This window comes from Paenibacillus spiritus (genome assembly GCF_008710135.1).
Lineage (GTDB): Bacteria > Bacillota > Bacilli > Paenibacillales > Paenibacillaceae > Paenibacillus_AQ > Paenibacillus_AQ glufosinatiresistens.
Genome location: NZ_VYKK01000004.1, coordinates 307,575 through 324,619 on the forward strand (window position 1 = coordinate 307,575; position 17,045 = coordinate 324,619).

General features: G+C 57.8%; 15 protein-coding genes. 6 read left to right on the forward strand and 9 right to left on the reverse strand.

Features of this window, described 5'->3' with window-relative positions; translation table 11 throughout:
- Positions 1-146: 146 nt before the first annotated feature.
- Positions 147-2,768 (reverse strand): bifunctional acetaldehyde-CoA/alcohol dehydrogenase, encoded by a 2,622-nt coding sequence (adhE, locus tag F4V43_RS03215; protein WP_150456803.1) that lies wholly within the window; start codon positions 2,766-2,768, stop codon positions 147-149.
- 515 nt (positions 2,769-3,283) lie between these two features.
- Here adhE and F4V43_RS03220 point away from each other — a divergent pair.
- From F4V43_RS03220 to F4V43_RS03230, 3 genes are all read left to right on the forward strand, one after another.
- A complete protein-coding gene (locus F4V43_RS03220) occupies positions 3,284-4,000 on the forward strand; it encodes a Crp/Fnr family transcriptional regulator (RefSeq protein ID WP_150456804.1) in 717 nt (238 codons plus the stop codon).
- Between the two features lie 216 nt (positions 4,001-4,216).
- On the forward strand, positions 4,217-6,157 hold the full coding sequence (locus F4V43_RS03225; protein ID WP_150456805.1) for an NAD(+) synthase: 1,941 nt from the start codon (positions 4,217-4,219) through the stop codon (positions 6,155-6,157).
- 154 nt (positions 6,158-6,311) lie between these two features.
- On the forward strand, positions 6,312-6,725 hold the full coding sequence (locus tag F4V43_RS03230; RefSeq protein ID WP_150456806.1) for a hypothetical protein: 414 nt from the start codon (positions 6,312-6,314) through the stop codon (positions 6,723-6,725).
- Here F4V43_RS03230 and F4V43_RS03235 read toward each other — a convergent pair.
- From F4V43_RS03235 to F4V43_RS03255, 5 genes are all read right to left on the reverse strand, one after another.
- A complete protein-coding gene (locus tag F4V43_RS03235) occupies positions 6,722-7,429 on the reverse strand; it encodes a hypothetical protein (protein WP_150456807.1) in 708 nt (235 codons plus the stop codon). The two genes, F4V43_RS03230 and F4V43_RS03235, sit on opposite strands and share 4 nt — an antisense overlap.
- A 6-nt stretch (positions 7,430-7,435) precedes the next feature.
- On the reverse strand, positions 7,436-8,158 hold the full coding sequence (locus tag F4V43_RS03240) for a hypothetical protein (RefSeq protein WP_150456808.1): 723 nt from the start codon (positions 8,156-8,158) through the stop codon (positions 7,436-7,438).
- 172 nt (positions 8,159-8,330) lie between these two features.
- Positions 8,331-8,651 (reverse strand): winged helix-turn-helix transcriptional regulator, encoded by a 321-nt coding sequence (locus F4V43_RS03245; RefSeq protein WP_150456809.1) that lies wholly within the window; start codon positions 8,649-8,651, stop codon positions 8,331-8,333.
- 111 nt (positions 8,652-8,762) lie between these two features.
- Positions 8,763-9,080, reverse strand: coding sequence for a hypothetical protein (locus F4V43_RS03250; RefSeq protein WP_150456810.1), 318 nt, complete (start codon positions 9,078-9,080; stop codon positions 8,763-8,765).
- A gap of 23 nt (positions 9,081-9,103) precedes the next feature.
- Positions 9,104-10,039, reverse strand: coding sequence for a Gfo/Idh/MocA family protein (locus F4V43_RS03255; protein WP_150456811.1), 936 nt, complete (start codon positions 10,037-10,039; stop codon positions 9,104-9,106).
- 139 nt (positions 10,040-10,178) lie between these two features.
- On the opposite strand from F4V43_RS03255, the gene F4V43_RS03260 reads away from it, so the two are divergent.
- Both F4V43_RS03260 and msrB read left to right on the forward strand, forming a co-directional pair.
- Positions 10,179-10,775: a TVP38/TMEM64 family protein gene (locus F4V43_RS03260; protein WP_191089457.1), complete on the forward strand. Its 597-nt coding sequence runs from the start codon at positions 10,179-10,181 to the stop codon at positions 10,773-10,775.
- 87 nt (positions 10,776-10,862) lie between these two features.
- Complete coding sequence (msrB, locus tag F4V43_RS03265) at positions 10,863-11,813, forward strand: peptide-methionine (R)-S-oxide reductase MsrB (RefSeq protein ID WP_150456813.1); 951 nt, start codon at positions 10,863-10,865, stop codon at positions 11,811-11,813.
- 152 nt (positions 11,814-11,965) lie between these two features.
- On the opposite strand, the gene F4V43_RS03270 is transcribed toward msrB, so the two are convergent.
- The gene (locus F4V43_RS03270; RefSeq protein ID WP_150456814.1) at positions 11,966-13,066 is read right to left on the reverse strand and encodes a DUF4349 domain-containing protein; all 1,101 of its coding nucleotides are present in this window, start codon (positions 13,064-13,066) and stop codon (positions 11,966-11,968) included.
- A gap of 323 nt (positions 13,067-13,389) precedes the next feature.
- Between F4V43_RS03270 and F4V43_RS03275 the strand changes: the two genes are divergently transcribed.
- Positions 13,390-13,545 (forward strand): DUF1540 domain-containing protein, encoded by a 156-nt coding sequence (locus F4V43_RS03275; protein ID WP_150456815.1) that lies wholly within the window; start codon positions 13,390-13,392, stop codon positions 13,543-13,545.
- A gap of 66 nt (positions 13,546-13,611) precedes the next feature.
- On the opposite strand, the gene metE is transcribed toward F4V43_RS03275, so the two are convergent.
- Positions 13,612-15,933 carry a 5-methyltetrahydropteroyltriglutamate--homocysteine S-methyltransferase gene (metE, locus tag F4V43_RS03280; RefSeq protein ID WP_150456816.1) on the reverse strand — a complete coding sequence of 774 codons (2,322 nt, stop codon included), beginning with the start codon at positions 15,931-15,933 and terminating at the stop codon, positions 13,612-13,614.
- A 229-nt stretch (positions 15,934-16,162) separates the two neighbouring features.
- Entirely contained in the window at positions 16,163-17,023 is an 861-nt protein-coding gene (locus F4V43_RS03285) for an undecaprenyl-diphosphate phosphatase (protein WP_150456817.1), read from the reverse strand.
- Between the last annotated feature and the right edge of the window lie 22 nt (positions 17,024-17,045).

Sequence of the window (17,045 nt, forward strand, 5' to 3'; positions counted from 1 at the left end):
ATCGGGACCTTATATAAACATTTTAGTTTACTTTCCCAGTGAAGACTGTGATAAATATCACTATTATGCGATTTTTAGTGATATTTATCACGCCTTTTTGGGTCCCAATGGAATTGGCGCCCGAAGGCGCCAATCAGTGTGTCAGTTTAGTTCTCGAATCTTCCGTAGAAGGCATTGCGGTATACGTCAGCCAGTTCGCTAACAAGCGGCAGCTTCGGATTTGCAGTCGTGCATTGGTCTTCAAATGCGCGGTCAGCCAGGTAATCTACACGCGATTCAAAGTCTGCTGCATCAAAGCCCAGAGCCTGGAACGACTCTTCAATGCCGAGCTTCTTGTTCATTTCGCGGATGGCGTTGATCAGGCTTGTTACGCCTTCTTCCGTTGTACGGGCCGGCAGTCCCAGGATACGGGCGATTTCGGCATACCGTTCGTCGGCCACGAAGTGGTTGTATTTCGGGAACGAAGCGAACTTCGTCGGTTTCTTCGCATTGTAGCGGATAACATGCGGCATCAGGATGGCATTGGTACGGCCGTGAGCGGTGTGGTACTGGCCGCCCCACTTATGAGCCAAGCTGTGGTTGATGCCCAGGAATGCGTTCGCGAATGCCATACCGGCCAGGGTCGAAGCGTTGTGCATCTTCTCGCGGGCTACGCGGTCACCGGTCAGAGCCGATTTCTCCAGATTGGCGAATACGAGCTGGATGGCTTTGATAGCCAGACCGTCCGTGTAGTCGCTGGCCATTACGGATACGTAAGCTTCGATGGCGTGTGTCAGAACGTCCATACCGGTATCGGCAACGGCGTTCTTCGGCAGGCTGTATACGAACTCCGGATCAATGATGGCTACGTCTGGTGTAAGCTCATAGTCAGCCAGCGGATACTTGGTGTTGCCTCCGCCAGTCTTGTCGGTAATAACTGCGAAGGAAGTTACTTCCGAACCTGTACCCGAAGTCGTCGGAATAGCTACGAATTTCGCCTTAACGCCGAGCTTAGGATACTTGTAGACGCGTTTGCGGATATCCATGAACTTCTGCTTCAGGTTGTTGAAATCTTCGTTCGGGTATTCGTAGAACAGCCACATGCCCTTGGCAGCGTCCATCGGCGAACCGCCGCCCAGTGCGATGATGCAGTCCGGCTGGAACCGGTTCATCATGGCAGTTCCCTTCTCAACCGTTGTCGTCGAAGGATCCGGTTCAACTTCGGAGAACACTTCGATGGCAACCGGAGTCTGCCGCTGACGGAGATAATGTTCTACTCTTTCTACATAGCCCAGTTTAACCATCATCGGGTCAGTGATGATTGCTACACGGGTAATGTCAGGCATTTTGGCGAGATATTGAGTGGCGCCTTTTTCAAAGTAGATTTTGTCCGGTACTTTAAACCATTGCATATTCACGGTACGACGATTCACCCTTTTCACGTTGATCAGGTTGATGGCAGTAACGTTCTGCGATACGGAGTTGCGTCCGTAAGATCCGCAGCCCAGGGTCAGCGAAGCGATGTTCGTGTTATAGATGTCGCCGATGGCACCGTGTGTCGATGGCGAGTTCACGAGAATACGTCCGGTCTGCAGACGGTGGGAGAACTTCATGATTACTTCTTCGTTGTTGGAGTGGATCGCGGAGCTGTGGCCCATGCCTCCGAATTCAACGATCTGTGCCGCACGCTCAATACCCTGATCGGCATTCTTGACTTTGTAGCAAGCCAGTACCGGGCTCAGCTTCTCGGCGGACAGCGGGAATTTCGGTCCTACGCCTTCCAGTTCGGCTACGAGAATCTTCGTTCCGGCCGGAACCTGGATGCCGCACATTTCGGCGATCTTGACAGCGGATTGACCGACGATAGCCGGGTTAACGGCACATTTCTCGGCGATCATTGCGCCGCTTGTCAGCTTGGCAGCTTCTTCCTTGTTCACGAAGTAGCAGCCGTTCGCAATCATCTTCTTCTTCACTTGGTCGAAGATAGCTTCTTCAATAATAACAGCCTGCTCGGATGCGCAGATCATGCCGTTGTCGAATGTCTTGGACAGGATAATGTCGGTAACCGCCTGGTCGATGTCGGCGCTCTTCTCAATGAAGGCCGGAACGTTGCCGGGGCCTACGCCGAGAGCCGGTTTGCCGCAGCTGTAAGCGGCCTTGACCATTGCCGAACCGCCAGTTGCCAGAATCAGCGCAACGTCCTTGTTGTTCATCAGGGCGTTGGTCTTATCCATGGTCGGCATTTCGATCCATTGGATACAGTTCTCAGGAGCGCCGGCCGCTACTGCTGCGTCATGCAGGATCTTCGCTGCTGCCGCGCTGCACTCTTGCGCCGACGGGTGGAAACCGAATATAATAGGATTACGTGTCTTAGCTGCAATCAACGCCTTGAACATCGTGGTGGATGTAGGGTTGGTTACCGGTGTGATACCCATTACAATGCCGACCGGCTCGGCAATCTTCTGGAAGCTGTCGTAAGGGTTATCTTCAATAACGCCTACTGTCTTGTCGTACTTGATGCCGTGCCAGATATATTCCGTTGCAAAGATGTTCTTTGTGATTTTGTCTTCGTATACGCCGCGTCCCGTTTCTTCAACCGCCAGTTTCGCCAGATACATGTGCTTGTCGAGCCCGGCCAGTGCCATAGCATGTACGATCTTGTCGACTTGCTCTTGATCCAGGTTCATGTAGGCTTCCTGCGCCACCAACGCTTTATCTACCAAAGTCTGAATATACTCTTCAGCGGTAGGCTGCTTTACTTGGGCGGCCACTTCATTCTTAACTGCCATGTCTCTCGTCCTCCTGTAAATTTGTGGTTGTTTCTCTCTACACATTGATCATAACACAGCTTCTCCGTCTTGTATAGTGAAATCTTTCACAAAGTATAAAATTTTTTTGCTTTCTTTTCAAAGCGCTTACATTTTAGTTCCGATACGTTTACTTCTTCCTCTGCAACGGCAGCGTATGATAACTCTTCCGGCTCGGCCCTTCTCCAGCGTACCTTATCGGGGTGTTCCATAGTACGCTCCCGGTTCCCAGGCATTCCTCTCATCCGTGGTTGCATCGTCTTTCGGCCACCCTGATTTTGCACCCTTATATAGAAGACAAAATCCTGTTCATGCGTTGGCGGGGGAGATTCAACTCGACAGAATGGCCGGTCACCGCGCCCTGCATTAGTGAAAATAATCACAATGTTGAAAAATCGACACTTTTTCCGTGTCTTTTGTCACCCATTATGAGGAATTTCATGTATAATTAATTTAAAATTTACTGAAAAACTGAGGGAATAAAGGGGATGTCGATTATGAACGACCATTATAATGTTATCGAAGCCCACGGAAACACCAACTGTTTCTCCGAACAGAACTTCAATCGGCTGCTGGTTACCATGAAAGAACGCGTCGTACCGGAAGGCTCCCACCTGTTCTGGGAAGGCGATTATTCCGATAAGCTGTTCTATATCAAGCGGGGGCGCGTCAAGCTGACCAAGTCAACCGACGAAGGCAAGGAACTTATTCTGTATATGTACCAGACCGGCGATATGGTAGGCCAGGCCGATCCCTTCTTCAGCACCAAGCACAGCTTCACGGCCGAAGTGATTGAAGAAAGCGAAGTCGGTGTGATTGAGCATAAGGATCTGGAGATTCTGATCTGCCAGCACTGCGATTTTGCCATCGACTTCATGAAGTGGATGGGCATTCATCACCGGCTGACGCAGACCAAGTTCCGCGATCTGATGATGTACGGCAAACCGGGAGCGCTCTGCTCCACGCTTATTCGCCTCGGCAACACTTATGGCGAGAAGAATGGCGACTCCATCCTGATCAACAAAAAGATCACGCATACGGATCTCTCCAACATGATCGGAGCCACGCGCGAAAGTGTGAACCGGATGCTCAGCGACCTCCGCAAGAAGGACGCCGTCGAGTATGAGAACGGCATGATTGTCATCAAAGACCTTGGGATGCTCCAGGATATCTGCCACTGTGAACTTTGTCCCAACGAAATTTGCCGCATCTAGTTCTTTCGGTTATTACCCCCTACTCACCTCAGTGAAACGGACCGTTTCAAAAAAATTCGGCGCCCTTATCGGGCGCCCTTTTTTTGTCCGGTTATTTCCCCTCCTTAACGGGGTACTAAGAATAGAAAAGAGCCTTTGATTTATGCTAAATTGGATAAAGCGTCAAAAGACCGACCATCTTAATCTGCGGACTATGAAGAAGAGGACTGGTGAACCATGCATAATTACGATTTCTCCCGAGTCGCCGCCGCATCGCCTGAAATGCGGGTCGCCGACTGCGAGTTCAACACCGCACACATTCTGGAAGTCATAGACCAGGCCGAAGCCCGCCAGGTCGAATACCTGGTCTTTCCGGAGCTCTGCATCACCGGCTATTCCTGCGGGGATCTGTTCATGCAGCGGAGACTGCTTGACTCCGCCAAGGATTCGCTGGTGCGGATTGCCGAGGCAACCGCAGGCAAGTCCATGATCCTGGTAGTCGGACTTCCGCTTGAAATCCGCGGCCGTCTGTTCAACAGCGCCGCCGTGCTCCAGAACGGCTCGATCCTCGGGGTCGTGCCGAAGACCTGCATACCCGGCTACAGCGAATTCTACGAGCCTCGCTGGTTCGCCGGAGCGGAGGAGCTGGAAGCCTCCGAGCTGCTGATCGGCGGCCGCCGGATTCCGATCGGCGCGGATCTGCTGTTCGTCTGCGAGAATGAGGCCAATCTGGTCTTCGGCGTGGAAATCTGCGAAGACCTCTGGGTGCCGATTCCGCCGAGCAGCCGGCTGGCCCAGGCCGGCGCCGTCATGGTCTTCAATCCCTCGGCCAGCAATGAGCTGGTCGGGAAGGCGGACTACCGGCGGCAGCTGGTGGCCAGCCAGTCCGCTTCCTGCGTGGCGGGCTATGTCTATGCCGCCAGCAACACGGGCGAATCGACCACCGACGTCGTCTTTGGCGGTCATTCCCTGATTGCCGAGAACGGCCAGATGCTGGCCGAATCGGACCGTTTTACCCATGAGAGCCGTCTGACCGTAGCCGATCTGGATATTTCGCGCATCCACTTCTCCCGGATCATCATGGGGACCTTCCGCGGCGGCTACGGCAGCGGAAATTACCGCGAGATCGGGTTCGCCGATCCGTCCGTCCGGAATGCCGAGCCCCGCAAGCTGGAGCGCCGCGTGGTGCCGAATCCTTTTGTGCCGGGCAATCCGGAACTGCGGAATGAACGCTGCCAAGAGATTCTCGCCATTCAAACCTCGGGCCTCATGAAGCGCATCCGCCATATCGGAACGAAGCAGGCCGTCATCGGCATTTCCGGCGGTCTCGATTCCACGCTTGCCCTGCTCGTAGCCGTCCGGGCAATGGAACAGCTGGGCCGCCCGGCAAGCGATGTCCTTGCGGTTACCATGCCGGGCTTCGGCACCACGAACCGGACCTATGACAACGCGGTCGGCTTGATCCACGCGCTCGGCGCGTCGATGAAGGTGGTCGACATCAAGGCAGCCTGCCTCCAGCATTTTGCCGATATCGGCCATGATCCCGATGTGCATGACCTGACCTACGAGAATGTCCAAGCCCGCGAACGCACACAGATTCTGATGGATCTCGCCAACAAGAACGGCGGCATCGTAGTGGGAACGGGCGACCTCTCCGAGCTCGCGCTCGGCTGGTGCACGTACAATGGCGACCACATGTCGATGTACAGCGTGAACTCCGGTATTCCGAAGACGCTGATTAAATTCGTCGTTCAGTGGTACGCCGACTACGAGGCCGACGAGACGGCTCGCAAGTATCTGCATGATATTATCGCGACCGGCATCAGTCCCGAACTTCTGCCGCCGTCCGCGACGGGAGAAATCGTTCAGCTGACCGAGAACATCCTCGGGTCCTACGATGTGCACGATTTCTACCTGTACTACATGCTGAGAACAGGCGCTCCGCCGGCCAAAATTCTTTATCTGGCCGAGCATGCCTTCGAGGGCACGTTCCCCCGCGAGCAGCTTGTCGAATGGATGAGGGTGTTCTACAGCCGCTTCTTCTCCCAGCAGTTCAAGCGTTCCTGTCTGCCGGACGGGCCGAAGGTCGGTACGGTCAGCCTCTCTCCGCGCGGCGACTGGCGCATGCCAAGCGACGCTTCGGCTGCGCTGTGGCTTAAAGAGATCGAGGCGCTCTAGAGGTAAGGGTGCTCTAGAGATAGAGATGCCGGCATCTCCGCCCGCAACCTCAAAGTCCAAAAAGATCCGCATCTTCCCGAGGGAAGATGCGGATCTTTTGCATGCAGAGCCGTAAAGATCAGGTATACTGGCAGGGAAAGGAGAATGGATCGCAATGAAAATATTTCTAAAGCTGAATGGCTTGGCTCTTCTCTACGGAATCGGGTGCTGGATTCCCGCCGAATTGTTCGTCAATGTGTACCGTATCCAGCGGATTTGGAAGCTCCAGCATACTTATTTATTCATCTGGCTCCTGGTGATTTCGGCTGGTCTCGCAGGAACTCGGCTGGTCTATGCGCTAACCAAGCGCTGGCTCGGCCACACCCGGCTTAAATATCTGCTGATGCTGCTCTGGATTCCCTATTTCATCCTCCTGATTCTGGGCTTCGCCGAGCTGTATCCCATTCATGATCCCGCCGAGGTTCCCCTTCCGGCCATCGGCCTTGTCCTTATCGCCTGGTGCATGGTTTACCCGTTCTGCATTGCGGCAGTCAACGCGGCTGTCGATATCCGCCGAAGCCAAGCTTAACGCTCCAATAGAGCAATCTCCACTTCATCCTGCGGCATCAGCTTCATGTCGATGCCTCCTGCCAGCAGCAGCTTGCCGTTGACCTTCAGCTTCCAGGCCCACTCTCCGGTTGGCATATAGCCCTCGACTTCACCGATGCCCCGGCCGTTCTCGTCCAGGTTCACCTCACCGCTATGAAGGAGCAGGCTGCGAACCGTCATCTCTTCCGCATACGGGTACACGTAGCTGTGGCTAAGCTCCTGACGCTCCCTGCCGCCGCTGACGGAGAGCAGCACGTACTGCCCGGTAGAACCGGAGTTCTCCGGTTCGGCAGACAGCGTCAGGTGATCGCCCGGCGCCAGCTTGCGGTCCCAATCGTCCGCTTTCAGCGGGTCGCCGTTCAGCTTGAGGCGCCAGGAGAGGCCGGGAACCAGAGTGATTTTGCTGACCCCCGCAATGCTTCGGCTGTCATTCGAGAAATGGGCAACCCCGCTCTCGGACAGCAGGTCGCGAACCGTCATGCCTTCCCGGTACAAGTCGCCCGGCCGCAGGCTCCCGCTCTCTTTCAGTGTGCTTCCGTTCACTTCGTAAGAGAGGGTCGGGCGGATATTTCCCGCCGAGCCCGTCCCTTCGTTCTTGTTCGTATCGTTCAACGAGCAGCCGGCTGCCCCCAGCAGCAGAAGCACCAAAAGGCAGAGGCCGGCAGTCTTCCGTATCGGGTTCATCTCTGGTCACCTTCCTACAAAGACCGGATCCAGATAAATCCGCTCTCCTCCCGAAGGCTTCAGGTAGGCGCCAAGAGCGATGAAATCCAGTCTGCGCACGTATACTCCCGTCATCCATCTGACCTGCACGCTCCCTCCCTCCGATTCATAGCGAACCGTAGGCGCCGGGAGCCATTGCTGAAAAATCCCAATTCCGCGCGTACTCCGCGGACGGCACTCATAGGGACGGTCATGGAGTCCGCTTCTACTCCAATAAGTCGGAACCAAATAAGCGGCGATATCGGCCAGTTCCTCCCCGTTCCAGAACAATTCGTCCCGCAGGAGCGGGTGAAGCAGCATCGTCTTCTCGAACTGCGACCACACGGAAGCCTGAAGCGCCAGGCTGCACAGCTCTACCGGGCTGGAGAGCGGGTCTCTCTCAGGAACGCCGGCTCCGTCAGGGCCGATGGGCGGTGCGGCGATCCCGCAGCCGATGCATTTCCAGCCCAGGCTGCTCTTGATCCACTTCTGAAGCAGTGTTCCGGGTTCTTCACTCCCCGCTCCGTACAGACGCCGGATGTCTTCGAGCCCAAGACCGGTAGAGGCCTGCCACCAGCCGTCGGGGTAATACCCGCTCAGAAGCGCGAACGCTTTGCTGTATATGCGCTGCACCCGAACGGAGGCAGTCCGAAGCTCTAAGATGTCCTTCTCGGCATAGCGGATATCGGCTGCTGTCAACAGGGTATTCATACGGCATCGCCTCCCAGTGTCGTTGTTACGGCAGGGACCAATTTTTGGTAAGCGCTTCCACGTTTAGTTGTACTTTTAACTATCTCATGATTTGAACACGGGCGCAACTGCCCGGCTGAAGAAACGGCGCAACTCCGCAATCCCCATCCTCCAACCGGGCGCACTCCCGCCCCTATTTAATCCACTCTTCCGCCCAAAGCTGAATCTGACTCATGACCGGCTTCAGAGCACGACCCTTGTCCGTCAATTCGTATTCGATCCTTACCGGCGTCTCGGGATAGACGTGCCGAACCAGGATGCCCTCGCACTCCAGGTCCTTCATCCGCTCGGAGAGCATCTTGTCGCTCATCGAGGGAATCAGACCGGATATATCCTTGAACCGTTTCGGGCCATCCATCAGCGACTGAATAATCAGCCCGTTCCAACGTTTGCCCAGAAAGGAAAAAGCCGTCTCGAACCGGGGACACATCTTCGTCATATGCGGTTCTGCCATTCCATTTCACTCCTCTTGTCCATCCAAAACTTACGTTTAGTTAGTATATATAATTTTAACATATTTTGGCCCTGCTGAAAACGGCTTGCGCAAAAAAAGGCGATTCCAGATTCAGGCCTGCTTCCCGGGGCCGGCTGCGATGGCTTCGCTGACGACAAACGCCAGATCGTCATTTCCGAACAGCGACAGCACGCCCAGCACGGTATCGTTGGAAATATCCCCCGCCTCGTCCGCCGGAACCGTCAGCGCCAGAGCCCTGTCCAAAGCGGGATTCTCCCCTTGATTGGGATAGGCGCGCAAGTAGAGCTCCTTCGGGTCCAATCCCCGATTGACGCACCACTGGGCAAAAACCAGAATCATCATCTCTTCTTCCTGCCGGTACGTCTCAATGATCCGCTCTTCTACAGCTTTGCGGGTCTCGTCTTCCATCTGCCGATTCCTCCTGAAGTTCATTATCCGCGGGACAGCCGGTCCGCCAGCTTATGCGCTGCCAGCACACGGCCCGCCCCGATGCTGCAGCCCGAGGGCTGCCCGATGTGATCCAGAAAATGCGCAACCGCACCGCTGAAGCCCCGTCGGTCCAAAAGGGTATCCCAGCTGCCGCAGCCCAGCGTGCGGGCCGGACGGCTCTTCTCCTGAAGAATAGCCTGTTCCATATCCTGAACGATCGCCGAACGGCCCTCTCCGTGCAGCTCCAGCCGCTCGGCATCGGCTCCGCTGTCGCGGGCCATCCCGAATTGTCCAAGCGCTCCCTGCCATTCCAGCGAACCCGAAACCCGGAGCAGCCGTCCTTCCCCGTCGCGGAGCAGCCGGGCGCCTTCCAGCGCCGCCTCGTCGCCGCCCAGCCACAGCAACAGATCCAGCATGTGGATCAGGTCGTCATGTACCGTCTCTCTGGCCGTGAGCGGCTGCAATCCCGTGCGGTGCTTGTAAGCAGTCAGGAAGCCGGGACGGCCCGCCTGTTCCACCCACTCTCGGGCTTGAAGGTACAGAGGGGCGAACCTGCGGTTGAAGCCGACGGCAAGCAGCAGGCCCTTCTCTTCGGCGCTCTGCGCCATTTCGGCCGACTCTTCGAGCCGGTAGGACAGCGGCTTGTCCACATACACGGCTCTGCCCCGTTCCAGACATTTCATAACCATATCATAATGGGCGGGCGTCGGGCTGTGAATAAATACGGCGTCAATCTCCCAATCCAGCATTTCTTCCAGCGATACGGTTCCCCGGGGAAGCCGGTACTGCTGCACCGTCCGCTCCACGGTGGCCGGCGAAGAACTGAGCACGCCCGCGATCTCGACACGGCGAAGCTGCGACAGGAGCGGCAGGTATACTTTGCGGGCGATATCGCCCAGGCCTGCGATTGCAATGCGTATAGGTTGATTGGGTACCATTCTTATCGACCTCCGGCTGATGCGCCTCTTTCTTACCAGCATAGTATAAGAAAGCCCCTTCTGTACACCTGAACCGCTTCAAAAAGCAGGCGGCGTCCGGTATGATGAGGGAATGAGAACCCTTAAGAACGAGTCTTCGATGAGACCATGGCTCGCTGTCCTTGTTTATGTTATGGTGCTGGGCGCGGCGTTTATGTACAGACATCCGATTTTGGACTGGCTGGAGCGGGGGCATCCTCCGCTGCTCGGGCTGGCCGCGGCGATTGCCCTGGCGCTGTTTCCGATAATGCCCTATAAAGCGGTTATCGCCCTGTTCGGCTATGCGTACGGCAGTCTCGTCGGCGGACTGCTCTGCTGGCTGGCGACCACCGTATCGTCGACCGCGTTCTACGCCTTTGCCCGCTGGCTGCTACGCAGCCGGGCGGAGGCGTGGCTGGAGAAGCGGCCGCGGGTGCAGCGGTGGTCGGACGCGGCGCGCCGGCGTCCCTTTGCCTCCCTGGTTGCTGCCAGGCTATTGCCTTTTATTCCCCAAATTGCCGTCAATGTCAGCGCCGGGGCGGCGGGCATCCCGTTCGTTACTTTTCTCGTCGCCTCCGGCATCGGCAAGCTTCCGGCCATTGCCGCATTCGCCCTGCTCGGCGGAACTGCCCGCCAGCATCCCGGCACGGCGGCTGCGGTGCTGGCCTTGTATGCGGCTGCGGCAGGAGCGGTGATTCTGTCACTCCGGCGGCAATGAGAGTTGGAAATTCGCAATTTAATGGTCTACAATTAATTCTGACAATGTGATACACTTCATTGACTACAGAGCTTGGAGGGATTAGCAATGAGCGAGAAAGCGACATTCGCGGGCGGCTGCTTCTGGTGCATGGTGTCTCCGTTCGAGGAGCTGCCGGGTATTCTGGACGTGGTGTCCGGCTATACCGGCGGGCATACATCCAACCCGACCTATGAAGAGGTCTGCTCGGAGACCACAGGACATGTAGAAGCGGTTCAGATTACGTTTGATCCTGCGATTTTCCCATACCGGAAGCTGCTCGAGCTGTTCTGGCAGCAGATTGATCCGACCGACGCCGGCGGGCAGTTCCATGACCGCGGTTCTTCTTACCAGACGGCTATCTTCGTCCACAGCGACGAGCAGCGGCGGGAAGCCGAGGCATCGAAGGCGGAGCTGGAGAAGAGCGGGCGGTTCGACAAGCCGATCGTAACGCCGATTCTTGAGGCGGCGCCTTTCTATCCGGCCGAGGACTACCATCAGGGCTATCACCGCAAAAATGCCGGCCACTATAAGCGCTACCGCAAGGCCTCCGGCCGCGAAGCCTTCATTGAGACCCACTGGGGGCACAAGGAAGATCCGGAGAGCCTCCGGAACCGGCTGACGCCGCTCCAGTATGAAGTCACGCAGAACAGCGCGACCGAATCCCCGTTCCGCAATGAATTCTGGGACCACCACGGCGAAGGAATTTATGTGGATATTGTATCGGGCGAACCGCTGTTCAGCTCCCGGGACAAATACGACTCGGGCTGCGGATGGCCAAGCTTCACCCGGCCGATCCGCGATTACTCCGTCAAGGAGAAGACCGATCTCAGCCATATGATGATCCGGACCGAGGTGCGCAGCCGGGAAGCCGACTCTCATCTGGGGCATGTCTTCCCCGACGGGCCGGGACCGGAAGGCCTGCGGTACTGCATCAACTCCGCCGCCCTCCGCTTCATTCCGAAGGAAGAACTGGAGAAGGAAGGCTACGGCGAGTACAGCGTGTTGTTCCAGGACTAAGCTGTTCCAGAACTATGGCGTTCCACGCCTACCTTCCGTCAAAATCAACGGCAGTCCCCGATCCGCCTCAGGCGAACCGGGGACTGCCGTTTTGCCGTGAACGAGCCGCACACCGGCAGCAGCCGGCGAATTCGCGTCCGCCCGGCCCCTGCCTAGCGCTGACCGTCCTCTTCGGAGCTTCCTTCCCGAAGATCGTCTTCTCCGGAAGGCAGAGGCGGATTGGACAGCGGAATAGCTGCTGCGCCGTTATCCGGGTCCGGGCGCCGGGACCGCTGTTGACCCCGCCGTCTTAGAAGCAGGAAGACCGCCAGAGCCACTCCGGCAAGAAAAAGAAACGGCAGCGCTCCTGCGAAGAAGACGAACAGCCACTGGGCGAATGCCGACAGACCGCTCAGCGTTCCGGACAGAGCATCTCCGGCCCGGCCGACCAGTGACGGGCTCTCCTTCTTCTCCAAGCCGCCGGCCCCGCCGCTCTGATAAAGATGCATTTCAATCGTGGAATACCGGACGTTCTGATCAATATAGCGCATCCGTCCCTTGATCCGTTCGATCTCTTCCTGAACCTTGTTCAACTCATTGGCGAACGCCACCAGATCGGAAGCCTTGGTCGCCTTCTTCATGAAAGCCGCGTACTGCGTCTCCAGCAGTTCTTTGGCCCCGAGTCTCGCTTCCAGATCGACGTATTCCTCCGTGACATCGAAGCCTTTCAGGCTGCGCTCCATGGAGGCATGCGGAATCTTCTCCAGCTTGGCGAGCAGGGAGGAGAACCCTTGGGCCGGCACCTTGAAGGTGAAGGTTCCGCCTCTGGCTTCTTCCGAAGCGCTCTCCGTGAACTGGACGATGTAGCCTCCGGCCGCGCGGACCGTGTCCTCCACCTTAGAGGAGGCCGACTCATAATCCTCCACTTCCATCTCGAAGGAAGCATGATAGACCAGCTTCTTGCTGATTGCATCCGCTTCCCCCGGACCTGCTGCCATCTCTTGGGCCCCCGTGTTCCCGCCCTCCGCTCCAAGTCCGGCTTCGTCCACATCCATCTTGCTTGCCGAATTCCCTACTTCTGCGCTTGCGGCTTTCGCTTCAGGGGCCGCTTCTGTAACCGCCGCCTGGTTGTTGACACCGCCTCCCGCTCCGTCGCCCGAAGCAGCCGAATGGGACCGGGTGTCCGCATCGTTGCCCGAACCGCAGCCCCCGAGCGCCAGGACCAGCATCAGCAATCCTGCCCGTAATCCGTTCCTTAGACCCCGCTTTGTCATTGTAACGCCTCCGCCTCATCCGCGGTCTGTCCGCGTTTAGTCGAACCGGCGATCTCCCGTCGTTCCGTTCTTTGTCTGCAGGCGGAAGAAGAGCTCCGGTTGATCCCCAGACGTTTCCAGCGTCTGGAAGGTTGCGGACTGTCCTCTGATTTTTGAGCCTGGCCGCGGACCGTTCTTCTTGATATAATGAAAGCGTTACCGCGAGGTCAACAAAAAAAAGCCCTTGCATGCTCGGCATGAGGGCGTCCGGGTCTCCCGGGAGTCAAGCTCCACCTTGCTCCCGCAGGGACCGCTGCTATGAATAAGAACAGGAGGTGAAAGACATGGCACAAGGCGTCGTGTGCGAGGTGAACACTTGCACTCACTGGGCAGAAGAGAACAAGTGCAGCGCAGAATCCATCTTCGTTGCGTTCAACGCTCACAAGGAAGCGGCCAACCGCGCGGAGGAGACAGACTGCAAAACCTTTGAAAGCAAATAAGCTATACCTAAGCCATACTTCCGGCCAAGAAGGGACCCTCCACGGTTCCTTCTTTTCATTTTTATTTTAGCAGCAATGAGAATGATTATCAAGATCATTTTGTTGCCGGATCAGCTCGGCCCGGGCCCTGCGGGCAGCCTCCACCATGTGCCGAAGCGAGGCCTCGGTCTCGGCCCAGCCGCGCGTTTTGAGACCGCAATCGGGATTGATCCAGAACTGTCCGGGGGCCAGTACCCGAAGGGCCCGTTCGATGCCGGACAGCATGCTCTCCGTATCCGGCACTTGTGGACTGTGGATATCATAGACGCCCAGGCCGATACCCTTGCGGTAGCGGTTGCCTTCAAAAGCCGAGACCAGTTCTCCGTGGCTCCGCGAGGATTCGATCGAGATAACGTCGGCATCCAGGGCGTCGATCGCATCGATCATGTCGCTGAACTCGCAGTAGCACATATGGGTATGAATCTGGGTAGCCGGCCGGACCGGGCTTGTGGCGATGCGGAAAGCCCGGACCGCCCAACGGAGATAATCCTCCCGCTTGTCCGGCTTCAGCGGCATTCCTTCCCGAAGAGCGGGCTCATCCACCTGAATCATGCCGATCCCCGCTTCCTCCAGCGCGAGCACTTCCTGCCGCAGCGCCAGCGCAATCTGGCCGGCGATCCGCTCGCGGCTGATGTCGTCGCGAAGGAAGGACCAGGCCAGTATCGTAACCGGGCCGGTGAGCATCCCTTTGACGGGAGAGGACGTCAGCGACTGGGCATAAGCGGTCTCCTCCACGGTCATCGGGCCTCCCCAAGCCACGTCCCCGTAGATAATCGGCGGCTTGACGCAGCGGGAGCCGTAGGACTGTACCCATCCCCCGCGGGTGAAGAGGAACCCATCCAGCTTCTCCCCGAAGAATTCCACCATATCGGTTCGTTCAAACTCCCCGTGGACCAGAACATCCAGGCCGATATCCTCCTGTCTGCCGATCGCTTCCCGGATCTGTCCGCGGATGAACGATTGATAGCGTTCGTTCTCCCAATCGCCTCGCCGCCACTTGAGGCGGGCCTGCCGGACGTCCGCCGTCTGCGGGAAGCTGCCGATCGTCGTGGTCGGCAGAACCGGGAGCTTCCAGCGAAGACGCTGCAGCTCGGCCCGCCGCTCGAAGGATTCGCTTCGGCGCTCCGAGGCTTCGGTCAGCCCCGCTTCGAGAGCCGCCACATCGGCCCGGTTCCGTTCAGGCAGCGCCCGCAGAACCGCCAGCGCCGCCCGGCTCTTCCCCTGTTCCGCCGCCTCTCCTCCCCCGGCCGCTTCGCCCAGCTGCCAGAGCTCCTCCAGCTTCTCGTCGGCAAAAGCCAGTGCAGCCCTTACCTCCGGCTTCAGCTCCGTCTCGGTCCGGACGGTGACCGGCACATGCAGCAGGCTGCACGACGGCTGCAGGAGCAGCCTTTCGGCAGGAACCGCCGCCAGCAGCCGCTCCGCGATTGCCGACAGCGCCTCAGGGTCGGCGCGCCAGATTCCTCTCCCGTCAATCACCCCTGCAGCCAATGTTTTGTCTTCCGGCCAGCCGCTGCGCTCTATGAAGCGGAGAGTCGCCCCGCCGTCATGGACCAAGTCCAGGCCCAGACCGGCTACAGGCAGCTTCAGAAGCTCCTCCAGCGGCTCTGCCGCCTCAAAATAGGTCTGAATCAGCAGCTTCAGACCCGGGGCCTCAGCCGCAAGACTGCCGTAGATCCTCTGCAGAAGGCGGAGGTCGCCGGGTGCCAGCCCGGTTACAATCGCCGGCTCGTCGATCTGCACCCATTCCGCTCCTTCTGCCTCCAGTTCCTTCAGTATCCGGGCATACACCGGGAGGAATCGTTCCGCTTGGCTCCCGATTTCTTCCGGCCCGCAGCCCTTGGAGAGCTTCAGGAAGGTATAGAGCCCGACCAATACCGGACGGCCGTGGATGCCGGCCCGCTCCCGGGCGGCGCGGAACGCTTCCAGCGGCTTGTTCCAGAGCAGTTCCGGCTGCGCGTCTCCGAGCTCCGGAACGATGTAATGATAATTCGTGTTGAACCATTTCGTCATTTCGCAGGCAGCCGCTCCTTCGCGTCCGCGGGCCATGGCATAATACAGTTCCCGGCTGACCGGTCTCCCGGGAACAGCGCCGAAGCGCTTGGGGATAACGCCCATCATGACGGCCATATCAAGCATGTGGTCGTAATAAGTGAAATCGCCGACCGGGATCACATCCAGACCTGCCGCCTTCTGCTTCAGCCAATTCTCCGTCTCTCTGGCCTGAAGCCGCTTGTCCAGTTCCGCCTCCCCAATGTCTCCGCGCCAATAGGCTTCCAGCGCCGTCTTCCATTCGCGGTTCTCTCCGATCCGCGGATATCCCAGATTGCCTGTCCTGATCCGGCTTCCCATCTCTCCCACACTCCTCTTGAGAATTGATACAGTACCTATTGATTGACTCAAAAACTCGTTGTTATAAGAATCGGGCTCTTCATACTTCGAGCCTCGCCTTCCTTCCTGTCCGAGAACCGGAAGCGCCCGGGCAGCTCCGCAGCCGGCTTGCTTCCAAGCTTAACGCCGAAGAAGGCCTCCGCGCAAGAGCGCAGAGGCCTTCCAGGTTATACCCGTTCCTTATAGTCGGTTATAGGAAAAAGATATAGACCACGCCCGCCAGCACGATCCGGTAGACCGCGAAGGGGACCAGCTTGATGCGGTTAATGAGCTTCAGGAAGAAGCGGATGGACAGCAGCGCGAACACGAAGGCGCTGATGAAGCCGGCGATGAAGAACGGCAGCGAATCGGCTGTGACGTACTGCCAGTTCTTGGCGATGGACAGCGCGCTCGCGCCAAGCATGATCGGCACCGCCATGATGAACGTGAAGTCCGAAGCGGCCCTGTGGCTCATCCCGAGCAGCACGCCGCCCGAGATCGTGGAGCCGGACCGCGAGAAGCCGGGCCACAGCGAGAAACACTGCACGAGGCCGATCAGCAGCGCCCGGCCGTATGTCATTTGGTCCACGCTCTCGATCCGGGGCTTCTTCGGAGCGAACCGGTCCGCGGCAATCATCAGCAGCGCGCCCAGAACCAGTCCGACCAGCACGGTGCGGGTCGAGAACAGGTGCTCGTCTATGTAGTCTTCCAGCAGCAGTCCCAGCACACCGGCCGGCAGCAGACCGACAATGACCTGGGACAGCCGCAGCCGCCCCCCGGCCTCGGCCCGGGAAGCCGCAGTCGGCGCAGCCTCTCCGGTCGGACGGCTCAAGCGTCCCAGACCGAGAAGGTCCAGGAAGCGGTTCTTGAAGATGATTACCACCGCCAGTATAGAACCGAGCTGAATCACTACTTTGAATGTATTTGCCGGATATTTGCCGAGAAATTCCTGCGAACGCAGCCACATGTCGTCCACGAGAATCATATGTCCCGTGGACGAGACCGGTGCAAATTCGGTCAGACCCTCCACAAGGCCGAGAATGATCGCTTTTAGAATATCAAGAATCGCCATGGTCAGCCTCCCAGGTAGGTAA

Excerpts from the sequence above, each read along its gene's own strand:
- adhE (WP_150456803.1), bottom strand. The coding sequence starts at position 2,768 with ATGGCAGTTAAGAATGAAGTGGCCGCCCAAGTAAAGCAGCCTACCGCT.
- F4V43_RS03220 (WP_150456804.1), top strand. The coding sequence starts at position 3,284 with ATGAACGACCATTATAATGTTATCGAAGCCCACGGAAACACCAACTGT.
- F4V43_RS03225 (WP_150456805.1), top strand. The coding sequence starts at position 4,217 with ATGCATAATTACGATTTCTCCCGAGTCGCCGCCGCATCGCCTGAAATG.
- F4V43_RS03230 (WP_150456806.1), top strand. The coding sequence starts at position 6,312 with ATGAAAATATTTCTAAAGCTGAATGGCTTGGCTCTTCTCTACGGAATC.
- F4V43_RS03235 (WP_150456807.1), bottom strand. The coding sequence starts at position 7,429 with ATGAACCCGATACGGAAGACTGCCGGCCTCTGCCTTTTGGTGCTTCTG.
- F4V43_RS03240 (WP_150456808.1), bottom strand. The coding sequence starts at position 8,158 with ATGAATACCCTGTTGACAGCAGCCGATATCCGCTATGCCGAGAAGGAC.
- F4V43_RS03245 (WP_150456809.1), bottom strand. The coding sequence starts at position 8,651 with ATGGCAGAACCGCATATGACGAAGATGTGTCCCCGGTTCGAGACGGCT.
- F4V43_RS03250 (WP_150456810.1), bottom strand. The coding sequence starts at position 9,080 with ATGGAAGACGAGACCCGCAAAGCTGTAGAAGAGCGGATCATTGAGACG.
- F4V43_RS03255 (WP_150456811.1), bottom strand. The coding sequence starts at position 10,039 with ATGGTACCCAATCAACCTATACGCATTGCAATCGCAGGCCTGGGCGAT.
- F4V43_RS03260 (WP_191089457.1), top strand. The coding sequence starts at position 10,179 with ATGAGACCATGGCTCGCTGTCCTTGTTTATGTTATGGTGCTGGGCGCG.
- msrB (WP_150456813.1), top strand. The coding sequence starts at position 10,863 with ATGAGCGAGAAAGCGACATTCGCGGGCGGCTGCTTCTGGTGCATGGTG.
- F4V43_RS03270 (WP_150456814.1), bottom strand. The coding sequence starts at position 13,066 with ATGACAAAGCGGGGTCTAAGGAACGGATTACGGGCAGGATTGCTGATG.
- F4V43_RS03275 (WP_150456815.1), top strand. The coding sequence starts at position 13,390 with ATGGCACAAGGCGTCGTGTGCGAGGTGAACACTTGCACTCACTGGGCA.
- metE (WP_150456816.1), bottom strand. The coding sequence starts at position 15,933 with ATGGGAAGCCGGATCAGGACAGGCAATCTGGGATATCCGCGGATCGGA.
- F4V43_RS03285 (WP_150456817.1), bottom strand. The coding sequence starts at position 17,023 with ATGGCGATTCTTGATATTCTAAAAGCGATCATTCTCGGCCTTGTGGAG.